15 protein-coding genes are annotated in these 12,335 nt (G+C 51.2%); 8 read left to right on the top strand and 7 right to left on the bottom strand.

Annotation, left to right across the window (positions count from 1 at the left end):
- Positions 1-167 precede the first annotated feature (167 nt).
- Positions 168-650 (bottom strand): SsrA-binding protein SmpB, encoded by a 483-nt coding sequence (smpB, locus tag ACH0VJ_RS08620; protein ID WP_001518569.1) that lies wholly within the window; start codon positions 648-650, stop codon positions 168-170.
- A 188-nt stretch (positions 651-838) separates the two neighbouring features.
- Here smpB and ACH0VJ_RS08615 point away from each other — a divergent pair, with 188 nt between their 5' ends.
- Positions 839-1,276: a type II toxin-antitoxin system RatA family toxin gene (locus tag ACH0VJ_RS08615; protein WP_001537508.1), complete on the top strand. Its 438-nt coding sequence runs from the start codon at positions 839-841 to the stop codon at positions 1,274-1,276.
- A complete protein-coding gene (locus tag ACH0VJ_RS08610; protein WP_001112990.1) occupies positions 1,266-1,556 on the top strand; it encodes an RnfH family protein in 291 nt (96 codons plus the stop codon). The genes ACH0VJ_RS08615 and ACH0VJ_RS08610 overlap by 11 nt, the downstream gene beginning before the upstream one ends.
- Positions 1,557-1,721: 165 nt before the next feature.
- Here the strand turns inward: ACH0VJ_RS08610 and bamE are convergent, their stop codons facing one another.
- The 3 genes from bamE to nadK form a co-directional block, all read right to left on the bottom strand.
- Complete coding sequence (bamE, locus tag ACH0VJ_RS08605; protein WP_001203445.1) at positions 1,722-2,060, bottom strand: outer membrane protein assembly factor BamE; 339 nt, start codon at positions 2,058-2,060, stop codon at positions 1,722-1,724.
- Positions 2,061-2,208: 148 nt separating this feature from the next.
- Entirely contained in the window at positions 2,209-3,870 is a 1,662-nt protein-coding gene (recN, locus tag ACH0VJ_RS08600; RefSeq protein WP_086048296.1) for a DNA repair protein RecN, read from the bottom strand.
- An 85-nt stretch (positions 3,871-3,955) separates the two neighbouring features.
- Positions 3,956-4,834, bottom strand: a complete 879-nt coding sequence (gene nadK, locus ACH0VJ_RS08595; protein ID WP_001059160.1) for an NAD(+) kinase — start codon at positions 4,832-4,834, stop codon at positions 3,956-3,958.
- A gap of 123 nt (positions 4,835-4,957) precedes the next feature.
- Between nadK and grpE the strand changes: the two genes are divergently transcribed.
- Positions 4,958-5,548 carry a nucleotide exchange factor GrpE gene (gene grpE, locus ACH0VJ_RS08590; protein WP_001518875.1) on the top strand — a complete coding sequence of 197 codons (591 nt, stop codon included), beginning with the start codon at positions 4,958-4,960 and terminating at the stop codon, positions 5,546-5,548.
- Between the two features lie 34 nt (positions 5,549-5,582).
- On the opposite strand, the gene ACH0VJ_RS08585 is transcribed toward grpE, so the two are convergent.
- From ACH0VJ_RS08585 to ACH0VJ_RS08575, 3 genes are all read right to left on the bottom strand, one after another.
- Positions 5,583-6,188 carry a hypothetical protein gene (locus ACH0VJ_RS08585; RefSeq protein WP_001294016.1) on the bottom strand — a complete coding sequence of 202 codons (606 nt, stop codon included), beginning with the start codon at positions 6,186-6,188 and terminating at the stop codon, positions 5,583-5,585.
- A gap of 120 nt (positions 6,189-6,308) precedes the next feature.
- Entirely contained in the window at positions 6,309-7,595 is a 1,287-nt protein-coding gene (locus ACH0VJ_RS08580) for an HlyC/CorC family transporter (RefSeq protein ID WP_127172650.1), read from the bottom strand.
- A gap of 19 nt (positions 7,596-7,614) precedes the next feature.
- Positions 7,615-8,406: an inner membrane protein YpjD gene (locus tag ACH0VJ_RS08575; RefSeq protein WP_001537507.1), complete on the bottom strand. Its 792-nt coding sequence runs from the start codon at positions 8,404-8,406 to the stop codon at positions 7,615-7,617.
- A gap of 165 nt (positions 8,407-8,571) precedes the next feature.
- On the opposite strand from ACH0VJ_RS08575, the gene ffh reads away from it, so the two are divergent.
- The 5 genes from ffh to rplS all read left to right on the top strand — a co-directional run bounded on the left by ffh (position 8,572) and on the right by rplS (position 12,201).
- Positions 8,572-9,933: a signal recognition particle protein gene (gene ffh, locus ACH0VJ_RS08570; protein ID WP_000460052.1), complete on the top strand. Its 1,362-nt coding sequence runs from the start codon at positions 8,572-8,574 to the stop codon at positions 9,931-9,933.
- A 252-nt stretch (positions 9,934-10,185) separates the two neighbouring features.
- A complete protein-coding gene (rpsP, locus tag ACH0VJ_RS08565) occupies positions 10,186-10,434 on the top strand; it encodes a 30S ribosomal protein S16 (RefSeq protein WP_000256453.1) in 249 nt (82 codons plus the stop codon).
- An 18-nt stretch (positions 10,435-10,452) separates the two neighbouring features.
- Positions 10,453-11,001 carry a ribosome maturation factor RimM gene (rimM, locus tag ACH0VJ_RS08560; protein ID WP_000043266.1) on the top strand — a complete coding sequence of 183 codons (549 nt, stop codon included), beginning with the start codon at positions 10,453-10,455 and terminating at the stop codon, positions 10,999-11,001.
- Between the two features lie 44 nt (positions 11,002-11,045).
- On the top strand, positions 11,046-11,813 hold the full coding sequence (gene trmD, locus ACH0VJ_RS08555) for a tRNA (guanosine(37)-N1)-methyltransferase TrmD (protein ID WP_000469807.1): 768 nt from the start codon (positions 11,046-11,048) through the stop codon (positions 11,811-11,813).
- Positions 11,814-11,853: 40 nt separating this feature from the next.
- A complete protein-coding gene (rplS, locus tag ACH0VJ_RS08550) occupies positions 11,854-12,201 on the top strand; it encodes a 50S ribosomal protein L19 (protein ID WP_000065257.1) in 348 nt (115 codons plus the stop codon).
- Positions 12,202-12,335 lie beyond the last annotated feature (134 nt).

Below are 12,335 nucleotides of genomic sequence, written 5' to 3'. Positions count from 1 at the left end.
TATTGTGTTATTAGGCTATAAAAATTTTTTAAACAAAGAATATATTCTTGTTGTGGTATTTATTGCTATTGATAAGCGTCAGACACAGAGAATATATTTTCGAGGCATGCATGAGATATGAACATTGACCAGCTTCATACTGAGAAGCTGGTCACAAAAAATGTCTATTATCGGCCTGCATTTTTCATAATGCGTGCTTTATCCAGTTGCCACTCACGTTCTTTAAGATCGGAACGTTTATCATGTTGTTTTTTACCTTTCGCCACGCCGATCTTCACTTTGCACCAGGCATTTTTCCAGTACAGAGAAAGCGCGACGACAGTATAACCTTCACGATTAATACGGCCATACAGCGAATCAAGCTCACGCTGATTTAACAACAGTTTGCGGGTTCGGGTTGGGTCGCATACGACATGTGTCGAGGCGACCGCCATCGGCGTAAAGTTTGCGCCAAACAGCCAGGCCTCGCCATCTTTGAGGATAACGTAACTGTCGCCGATATTGGCTTTTCCTGCGCGCAGAGATTTTACTTCCCAGCCTTGCAGGGCGAGACCAGCCTCGAACTCTTCTTCGATAAAGTATTCGTGCCGGGCGCGCTTATTCAGCGCGATGGTGGCTGAGCCCGGTTTATGTGCTTTTTTCTTCGTCATAAGTGTCGTGAATTCATAGGTAATCTGATATCGAAAACACCCCATTACGTCCTGATGAGGTGCAAAAATCTATCTTAGCATGAGTTGGGCTATGCACGCACAATTAAGGCATGACGGTTGGGGACAGCATTTTTTTTACTCGCTGATAAGTGGTATTATTTACACGATTTATGTTGATGGGAATTGCTATGCCTCAGATTAGTCGGACTGCTTTAGTCCCCTACAGTGCGGAACAGATGTATCAGTTAGTGAATGACGTGCAATCGTATCCCCAGTTTTTGCCTGGGTGTGTTGGTAGTCGCGTCCTGGAGTCATCGCCAGCACAGATGACGGCGGCTGTTGACGTGTCGAAGGCGGGTATCAGCAAGACGTTTACGACGCGTAATCAGCTAACGCGTAACCAGAGTATTCTGATGCATCTGGTGGATGGCCCCTTTAAAAAGCTGATCGGCGGCTGGAAATTTACCCCGCTCAGCCCCGAGGCGTGCCGCATTGAGTTTCAGCTTGATTTTGAGTTTACCAATAAACTCATTGAGCTGGCGTTTGGTCGTATATTCAAAGAGTTAGCGTCCAACATGGTGCAGGCGTTTACGGTTCGCGCCAAAGAGGTTTACCGTGCCGGATAAACTTGTGGTTGAAGTGGCTTATGCGCTGCCGGAAAAGCAGTATTTGCAGCGCGTAACGCTGGAGGAGGGCGCGACGGTCGAAGAGGCGATTCGCGCTTCCGGCTTGCTGGAATTGCGCACGGATATCGATCTGGCGAAAAATAAAGTAGGTATCTATAGTCGTCCGGTAAAACTCACCGATACGGTGCAGGATGGCGATCGGGTTGAAATTTACCGTCCCTTAATCGCCGATCCAAAAGCATTACGCCGCCAGCGTGCCGAAAAATCGGCTGGCAGATAATTAGCCTCTTTTGCCGGATAACGGTGTGAAAGCCGTACCACACCTGAAGCACAGGCGTGCCTGTAAGCCAGATAAACGTAGCGCCATCAGGCAAATTCGTACCAAATGGCGGGGGAGAGGTTTGCAGGCCTGATGAACGTAACCTCATCAGGCGGTATCACAAAATTACTTCGTCAACGCCGGTTTGTTATCAATATTGGTTAACACGCCGCTGCTGTTAAAGGTGAGCGTCAGAGTCTGCTGCGTCACGTTCTCATGTCCTGGCTGCTGGCGGAAGACATAAAACCAGGTGTTCGTACCAAAAGGATCGGTCATCATCGGCGTGCCTAAAGCATACGCAACCTGTTGTTGCGTCATACCAACACGCACTTTGGCGACATCCGTAGGTGTAAGATAGTTCCCCTGATTGATGTCAGGTCGGTAAACCACTCGCTCCAGAGTGGAACAGCCTGCGGTCAACATCAGGAGTACTGCTGCGGCAGCAGTCAGCGTTTTACAGCGCATAGTGATTGGGTTCCTTTTCGGGCCTGAGCAGTACGTGGCTCATATTAATATGCCGATGATAATAGACCTTTCATCACTTTAAAACCTTTTGCTGTCGGGTCTTACGGCGTTTTTGTTGTGAACTCAGACCTTCGGGAGATAAAAAAGTTTACGCCGCCAGCAGTTCTTTTGCGTTTGCCAGCGTATTACGCGTAACTTCACTTCCTCCCAACAGGCGGGCCAGTTCCTGTAAACGCGCACGTTTATCCAAAGGTTGCATATGGGTTTCGGTCATTGCCCCGTCTGTTTCTTTACTGACAAAGAAGTGCTGGTGACCGCACCCGGCTACCTGTGGCAGGTGAGTGACGCACATCACCTGAGTGGATTCGCCAAGCTGACGCAGGAGTTTACCGACCACGGCGGCGGTTGGGCCGCTGATGCCAACATCGACCTCGTCAAAAATTAGCGCCGGCGTTTCCATTTTGCGCGCGGTAATCACCTGAATAGCCAGCGCAATGCGCGACAGTTCACCGCCAGACGCGACTTTAGCGATAGGCTGCAGCGGCTGACCCGGGTTTGTCGTCACTTTAAACTCCACGCGATCGGCGCCGTCGTTGCTCAGATGATGCTCATCAAATTTCACGTCGATAGTAAACAGACCGTGCGGCATCGAAAGTAAATGCATACTTTCAGTGATCAACTGCCCCAGCTCCTGGGCGTAAAACTGACGCTGTTGATGCAGCGCTTGCGCCGTTTCCAGCGCTTGTTGGTGATGCTTATTAACCGCCAGCGTTAGCGTTTCCAGCGAATCGGCCTGATCGTCGAGCTGCTGCTGTTCTTCGAGCAGTGACTGATAAAGCTGCGGCAGCGCTTCCGGGCTGACGTGATGTTTTCGCGCCAGCGAAATTTGTTTAGCGATGCGCTGTTCAAGCTCAAACAGGCGATTGGGGTCTAAATCCAGACGCTCGCAATAGTGGCGTAATTCATCGCTGGCTTCGGTGAGTTGGATAGTGGCTTCTTCCAGCATATCCAGGATGCCGGAAAGCTTGCTGTCCATACCTACCAGCTCGCTAACCAGTTGTTTTGCGCTATATAACTGGCTTTGCAGGTTAACGTCTTCGCCGTCCGCGAGTAGCGCCAGAGCGTTCTGGCTGGTCGTAAGCAACTGCCCGCTGTTGGCCAGCCGTTTGTACTCTTCGTCAATTTGCTCGAATTCGCCGGCCTGCGGATTAAAGTCGTTCAACTCTTTTAACTGATATTGCAGCAGTTCCGCGCGCGCGGCGCGTTCCTGGTTTTGTTGCTGGTGATGGGCGAGATCGCGGCAGCTTTGATGCCATAATTGGTAGCGAGCAGCCATCTGCTGCGCTAAAGCGGCTTCGTTGGCATAGCTATCCAGCAGCGATTTTTGCTGTTCGGGTTTGGTAAGCTGCTGGTGCGCATGTTGACCGTGAATTTGAATCAGCAACTGACCGAGCTCGCGCAATTGAGACAGGGGCACAGCGGTGCCGTTAATAAAGCCCCGTGAGCGACCATCGCTGCTGATAACGCGGCGAAGTAAGCATTCGCGACCTTCTTCAAGCTGGTTTTCTTCCAGCCAGCGCAATGCCGCAGGCGTGTCTTTCAGCGCAAAGCGGGCACACAAATCGGCGCGGGTCGCTCCGGTACGGACCATATCGGCCTCAGCGCGACCGCCCAGACACAGACCCAGGGCATCAATCGCAATAGATTTACCCGCGCCGGTTTCACCAGTAATGACGGTCATTCCGCTCTGAAAATCGATCTCAAGCTCACGAACGATAGCAAAATTGCTGATGGTCAGTTGCGCCAACATAGCTGTTTTCCTGTATGAAAAACCATGACTGTAATTAAATACAGTATAAACTGGTTTTTTATACAGTAAAGAGGCTAACGTAAAATTAGAATAATTTTTTTGACCAACCGAGTTTTGTGCTTAATGTATTGAAATAGCTATAGTCTTTGGGATGTATCAGGTTGAGATGGTAGTCGCAGCGGCGAATCAGCACATCTTCTCCTTCCTGAATAGGCAGCGCTATCTGACTGTCGCAGCTAATTTCCAGATCGCTACGGCGATGCGAAAAACGCAGACGAATCGTGCTACTGCTGTTAATGACTAACGGGCGCGCCGACAAGGTATGCGGGAACATCGGCACCAGGGTGATGGCATCCAGTGAAGGGGTCAGAATAGGGCCGCCTGCGGAGAGCGAATAGGCGGTGGAGCCGGTCGGCGTAGAAATGATCAGACCATCAGATCGCTGTGAAAAAGCGAAGGTTTCATCAATATAAACCTCGAATTCGATCATATGCGCCACTTTTCCCGGATGCAGCACCACTTCATTAATGGCTGTGCTGATACGCTTCTGGCGCTCCTGTTGGCAGACCTGCGCTTCCAGCAGAAAACGTTTTTCGGAGATATAGCGCCCTTCCAGCACATCAGATAATTGTTGTAGGGCGTTGTCCGGATCGAGATCGGTCAGGAAGCCAAGATTACCGCGGTTAATGCCAATCACATTGATGTCATAACGCGCCAGCGTACGCGCTGCGCCAAGCATATTGCCGTCGCCGCCCACAACTACCGCCAGATCCGCCTGTTGACCAATTTCCGCCAGCGTGCCGGTTGGCACATTTTTTAGCTGTAATTCGTGGGCGATTTGTTGCTCCACAATGACCTCATAACCCTGATCGCATAGCCAACGGTAGAGCATTTCATGTGTCGTGAGTGCGGTGGGATGACGCGGATGCCCCACAATGCCAATACACTTGAAATGATTATTCATTTTTCTGAGGTCCTTGTAGCGAAGATTGATGACAATGTGAGTACTTCCCTTGAAACCCTGAATCTGATCCCCATAATAAGCGAAGTTAGCGAGATGAATGCGAAAAAAAACGCGGAGAAATTCATGAGTAGTAAAGAACAGAAAACGCCTGAGGGGCAAGCCCCGGAAGAAATTATCATGGATCAGCACGAAGAGGTTGAGGCAGTTGAACCAAACGATTCTGCTGAGCAGGTGGATCCGCGCGATGAAAAAATTGCGAATCTGGAAGTTCAGCTTGCAGAAGCCCAGACTCGCGAACGCGACACCGTGTTGCGTATCAAAGCGGAAATGGAAAACCTGCGCCGTCGTACTGAACAGGATATCGAAAAAGCGCATAAATTCGCTCTCGAGAAGTTCGTCAACGAATTGCTGCCGGTCATCGATAGCCTGGATCGCGCGCTGGAAGTCGCAGACAAAGCCAATCCGGATATGGCGGCAATGGTCGAAGGGATTGAGCTGACGCTGAAGTCTATGCTGGATGTGGTGCGTAAGTTCGGCGTGGAAGTGATTGCTGAGACCAACGTGCCGCTGGACCCGAACGTGCATCAGGCGATTGCGATGGTGGAGTCGGAAGAGGTTCCGGCAGGCAATGTGCTGGGTATTATGCAGAAAGGCTATACGCTGAACGGTCGTACCATTCGCGCGGCGATGGTGACTGTAGCGAAGGCGAAGTAAAAGTCTGATGGCCGATGTAAAGTCGGCCATTTTTTTAGCTTAAAAAATCCTGCACTTCCAGCCACGGCGTGTTGAAGTCCTCTATTTTTTTATATTCGCTCATTGGCAGAACGACCATATTATAGGTGTCAGATCCTTCATTCAGATCAAAAATCTGGAAGCCCCTCTTATTGAGTTCGGTCTGGATGCGCTCAAAGATCTCGTCAAGGTAACGGTCCCCGGCTTCACAGACATCGGAGATTTCATCCTCTTGGGTTATTTCGACAAGAAGATTTCTTAATTCCTCAGAATCCGTCAGGTTTTTTGTGAGTTCATAAAAGCGATCTGCGGCAAAATTAGCCAGTTCGCCTTCTTCATCTTCACCTTTCCAGTCAACGAGGTGAATAAATCCTTCGCCGCGTAGAACTTGTAAAAATGCCTGTGCCAGCTCGTTATTTCCGAGATCGCCACCGCTACAATCCAGGACGTCCTGCAACCCATATTCGTCTTCATCTTCGTCTTCAAAGATTTCAGGTTGCGTCGAAAGTTGAGAGAAAATAGTGGGCCATAAGGTTGGGTTGTGCGATAAAAAAACGTTGGCGACGACGTTGAGGTCGTCTGCAAAATTCTTATCCCATTCAATTACATAATTTTCTGACATAACATCAATATCCTTTCTGAATGCCTGAAAAGACATTATTGCATTGTTAAGTAAATGGCAGGAATTGATGGAATCTTAAAAGACGGCGATAAAAAAGGCGAACCGGAGTTCGCCATTGTGTTACTCCGCCACACTCTCGCGCAGCGGTTTTACCGGTACAACCTTTACCTGCTTAATCATATTTTCCTGTACATCGAGAATATCGATATCGTACTGCTCAATGCGCACGCGCGTGCCAGCAACCGGAATTTCCTCCAGCGCCTCCAGAATCACCCCATTGACGGTGCGCGCGTCATCTTCCGGCAGGTGCCAGTTAAACGCTTTATTGATTTCCCGGACGTTGGCGGTACCGTCAATAATGACCGAACCGTCGTTTTGCGGCGTGACCTCTTCCGCCAGTGTCGGCGACATCGATGTGGTGAAGTCGCCGACGATCTCTTCGAGAATATCTTCCACGGTGACCAGCCCCTGGATATCGCCATATTCGTTGACGACCAGTCCGACTTTCTTTTTATTGCGCTGAAATTTAATCAGTTGTGTACTGAGCGGCGTACCTTCCGGGACGTAATAGATTTCATCGGCGGCGCGCAGCATCATCTCTTTGGTGAACTCTTTTTTCTCGGCCATTAACCGCCAGGCTTCACGCACGCGCAGCATACTGATGGCGTCATCCAGCGAATCGCGATAGAGCACAATGCGTCCGTGCGGCGAGTGGGTGAGCTGCCGCTCGATAGACTTCCAGTCGTCATTGATATCGATCCCGATAATTTCATTACGCGGCACCATGATGTCATCCACGCTGACCTTTTCCAGGTCGAGAACCGACAGCAGCATATCCTGATTGCGGCGAGAGATTTGCGAACGGGATTCATGCACGATAGTGCGTAATTCCTCTTTGCTTAACGACCCGCTAACCACGATGTCCGTTTTAATTCCCATCAGACGCATCAGCAGGCGGGTGATGGTGTTAAGTAACCACACCAGCGGCATCATCAGTATCTGTAACGGCGCCAGCAGGAAGCTGCTGGGATAGGCCACTTTTTCCGGATAGAGCGCGGCGATAGTTTTGGGCAGGACTTCGGCAAAAACTAACACGACAAACGTCAGTACCCCGGTGGCGATAGCCACGCCAGCGTCGCCGTAAAGCCGCATACCCACAATCGTGCCGAGCGCCGAGGCAAGAATGTTGACCAGGTTATTGCCGATCAGCACCAGGCTTATCAGTCGGTCGGGTTTACGCAGTAATTTTTCTACCCGTTTTGCCGAGCGATTACCTTGCTTCGCCATATGGCGTAAACGGTAACGGTTTAGCGTCATCATTCCAGTTTCGGAACCGGAAAAATAGGCCGAGATGACCACCATGATGATTAATATGATAATCAGCGTGGTGGTGGAGATGTGTTCCAGGGGAAACTCCTTTAAAAGCTTAGCTTACAAATTGCTGTAATATGCGGCTACCAAAATAGGCCAGCGTCAGAATACCCGCGCCTGCGACGTTAAACCACACGACCCGCCGACCCCGCCAGCCTTCATGGTAATGCCCCCACAGCAGAACGATATAGACAAACCATGCCACGATAGAGAGCACGGCTTTATCAATATTTTCAGTACTGAACAGGTTATGCATGTAAAACAGGCCGGTACACAGAGTAAGGGTCAGCAGTACGACGCCAATCTGCGTAATATGAAACATTTTGCGCTCAATGCTCATCAATGGCGGCATTTCATTACTAAACGCCAGCTTTTTGTTCTTCAACTGATAGTCGATCCACGCCAGTTGTAGCGCATACAGCGCGGCGATTATCAGCGTCGCGTAAGAGAAAAGCGACAGACCGATGTGCACCATCATGCCTGGGGTCGCTTCCAGATGCGTAATATATTCATTAGGCATGAACGTGGCGAAGGCCAGGTTAATCAGCGCAAAAGCATAGACAATGGGCAGAAGTAGCCAGCCGCGATTACGCGACGCGACAATGGTCATCACCGTGCAGATCATCAGACTGACCAGCGAACCGACATTCAGCAGGCTCAGGTTTTGTCCACTGTCGCCGCCGGGCAGAATACGCGATTCCAGCGCGACAGCATGGCACACCAGCGCGATGACCGCAGAAAGAATAGCCATACGCCGCCAGCCGCTGTTTTTTTGCAACAGTCCGGGAACGATCAGCGCGAGGCTGAAGGAGTAGGCGACAAGGGCAAGTAAAGCAAAAACGGGCATAGTTGTGTCGACAGTTGACCAGTGAGAAAGAGAAGCAGTATAGCGTTACGTGACCGCAGCTCCAACCGTTGCATAACAACAAAGACGGCTTCATGGTATACTGTGGCGAAATTCTGTAACTGTGTCGCTGCGGCGACCAACCGTTTCCACCCCAGGCGAGAGACAATGTTTGATAATTTAACCGATCGTTTGTCGCGCACGCTGCGCAATATCAGTGGCCGTGGGCGCCTTACTGAAGACAACGTTAAAGAGACGCTGCGCGAAGTGCGCATGGCGCTGCTGGAGGCTGACGTTGCGCTGCCGGTAGTGCGTGAGTTCATCAATCGCGTAAAAGAGAAAGCGGTTGGTCATGAAGTTAACAAGAGCCTGACCCCAGGGCAGGAGTTCGTCAAGATTGTCCGTAGCGAACTGGTTGCGGCGATGGGCGAAGAGAACCAGACGCTGAATTTAGCTGCGCAGCCGCCAGCCGTAGTATTGATGGCGGGTCTGCAGGGGGCGGGTAAAACCACCAGCGTCGGTAAGTTGGGTAAATTCTTGCGCGAGAAGCACAAGAAGAAAGTGCTGGTCGTCTCTGCCGACGTCTATCGCCCGGCGGCGATCAAACAGCTCGAAACGCTGGCTGAGCAGGTTGGCGTGGATTTCTTCCCGTCTGATGTCGGCCAGAAACCGGTTGATATCGTCAACGCCGCGCTGAAAGAAGCGAAGCTCAAATTCTACGACGTGCTGCTGGTGGATACCGCCGGTCGTCTGCACGTTGACGAAGCGATGATGGACGAAATCAAACAGGTCCACGCTTCTATCAAGCCAGTAGAAACGCTGTTTGTCGTCGATGCGATGACCGGTCAGGATGCGGCGAATACCGCAAAAGCCTTTAACGAAGCGCTGCCGTTAACCGGCGTGGTGCTGACCAAAGTTGATGGTGATGCGCGTGGCGGTGCGGCGCTCTCTATTCGTCATATCACCGGCAAGCCGATTAAATTCCTCGGTGTCGGCGAGAAAACCGACGCGCTGGAGCCGTTCCACCCGGATCGTATCGCCTCGCGTATTCTCGGCATGGGCGACGTACTGTCTCTTATCGAAGATATCGAAAGCAAAGTTGACCGCGCACAGGCTGAGAAGCTGGCGACCAAACTGAAGAAAGGCGACGGTTTCGACCTGAACGACTTCCTGGAACAGCTCAAACAGATGAAAAACATGGGCGGTATGGCCAGTCTGATGGGCAAATTACCGGGCATGGGGCAGATTCCGGACAACGTTAAATCGCAGATGGATGACAAGGTGCTGGTGCGTATGGAAGCGATCATCAATTCGATGACGCTGAAAGAGCGCGCGAAGCCGGAAATCATCAAAGGTTCCCGCAAGCGTCGTATCGCGCAGGGCTGTGGGATGCAGGTGCAGGACGTTAACCGCCTTCTGAAACAGTTCGACGACATGCAGCGCATGATGAAGAAAATGAAGAAGGGCGGGATGGCGAAGATGATGCGGAGTATGAAGGGGATGATGCCGCCAGGCTTCCCGGGTCGCTAATTTCCCGGCCTGGCTCACTTGCTATTTCGGCACCGGGGTGTGCTCGCCATCCTCACGTACTGCGTGTACGCTGCGGTGGCTGCGCGCACGCCGGTACCGAACTCGCTGCGCCGCCGACGGCCTTCTACAGCAGAGTTATTAACTGTTGATTGCAATTCTCCCAGAAATCAGTAAAATTTTCGGGCTTTTAATATGACGCCGGGCTCCGTTCCTCGATGGGGCCCGGTTGTTTTATTCACACAAGAGGATGTTATGGTAACTATTCGTTTAGCTCGTCACGGCGCTAAAAAGCGTCCGTTCTACCAGGTTGTTGTCACCGACAGCCGTAATGCACGCAACGGTCGCTTCATTGAGCGCGTTGGTTTCTTCAACCCAATCGCTAGCGAAAAAGAAGAAGGCACCCGCCTGGATCTGGATCGCATCGCTCACTGGGTTGGCCAGGGCGCAACCATTTCCGATCGCGTTGCGGCGCTGATCAAAGAAGTAAAAAAAGCAGCTTAATCTGTCACGGTGGTCATGATGAGCAAGCAACTCGCCGCACAAGTACCCGCTGAACCGGTTGTACTGGGGAAAATGGGTTCTTCATACGGTATCCGTGGTTGGCTCAGAGTGTTTTCCTCCACTGAAGACGCCGAAAGCATTTTTGACTATCAGCCCTGGTTTATCCAGAAGGCGGGTCAGTGGCAGCAGGTACAGCTGGAAAGCTGGAAGCACCACAATCAGGATCTGATCATCAAGCTGAAAGGCGTTGACGATCGAGATGCCGCGAATCTTCTGACAAATTGCGAAATTGTCGTGGATTCCTCGCAACTTCCTGCGCTTGAGGAGGGAGACTACTACTGGAAAGACCTGATGGGCTGCCAGGTAGTCACCGCTGAAGGCTACGATCTCGGTAAAGTTATCGACATGATGGAAACCGGGTCGAATGACGTTCTCGTCATTAAGGCGAACCTGAAAGATGCATTTGGTATCAAGGAACGACTAGTACCGTTCCTCGATGGGCAGGTTATCAAGAAAGTCGATCTCGCTACTCGTACTATCGAAGTAGACTGGGATCCTGGTTTTTAAACCACCGAATAAACGGTAATAAATGGCGTTATGGGGATTGGCTTGTGTTTATTGGCATCGTTAGCCTGTTTCCTGAAATGTTCCGCGCAATTACCGATTACGGGGTAACTGGCCGGGCAGTAAAAAAAGGCCTGCTGAACATCCAAAGCTGGAGTCCTCGCGACTTCACGCATGACCGGCACCGTACCGTGGACGATCGTCCTTACGGCGGCGGACCAGGGATGTTAATGATGGTGCAACCCTTGCGGGACGCCATTCACGCAGCAAAAGCCGCGGCAGGTGAAGGCGCTAAAGTGATTTATCTGTCGCCTCAGGGACGCAAGCTTGATCAAGCGGGCGTTAGCGAGCTGGCCACGAATCAGAAACTCATTCTGGTGTGTGGTCGCTACGAAGGCGTAGATGAGCGCGTAATTCAGACCGAAATTGACGAAGAATGGTCAATTGGCGATTACGTTCTCAGCGGTGGCGAACTACCGGCAATGACGCTGATTGACTCCGTCGCCCGGTTTATACCGGGGGTTCTGGGGCATGAGGCATCAGCAATCGAAGATTCGTTTGCTGATGGGTTGCTGGATTGTCCGCACTATACGCGCCCTGAAGTGTTAGAGGGGATGGAAGTACCGCCAGTATTGCTGTCGGGAAACCATGCCGAGATACGTCGCTGGCGTTTGAAACAGTCGCTGGGCCGAACCTGGCTTAGAAGACCTGAACTTCTGGAAAACCTGGCTCTGACTGAAGAGCAAGCAAGGTTGCTGGCGGAGTTCAAAACAGAACACGCACAACAGCAGCATAAACATGATGGGATGGCATAGGCCCCCGAATATCAGTTTACCCAGGATAAGAGATTAAATTATGAGCAACATTATTAAGCAACTTGAACAAGAGCAGATGAAGCAGAACGTACCTTCCTTCCGTCCGGGCGATACCGTGGAAGTGAAAGTATGGGTTGTTGAAGGTACCAAGAAACGTCTGCAGGCATTCGAGGGCGTGGTTATCGCTATTCGTAACCGCGGTCTGCACTCTGCATTCACTGTTCGTAAAATTTCCAACGGCGAAGGCGTTGAGCGTGTCTTCCAGACTCACTCTCCGGTAGTTGACAGCATTGCTGTTAAACGTCGTGGTGCTGTTCGTAAAGCTAAACTGTACTACCTGCGTGAGCGTACTGGTAAAGCGGCTCGTATCAAAGAGCGTCTTAACTAAGAACGCGCTTTCGCAACATCCGAAAGCTTGTAGAAAAGAAGGGGCTGGCATTACGCTGGCCCCTTTTTTATGGGGTTGCTCCACGCCATGGACGGTTGCATGATTAGGCCGGGTCTGTGGTCTCAACGCTGAGT

Source organism: Salmonella sp. 2020_1459, from assembly GCF_043847915.1.
In the GTDB taxonomy this organism is placed as follows: Bacteria; Pseudomonadota; Gammaproteobacteria; order Enterobacterales; family Enterobacteriaceae; genus Salmonella; species Salmonella enterica.
This window is presented reverse-complemented; position numbering and strand designations above follow the sequence as displayed.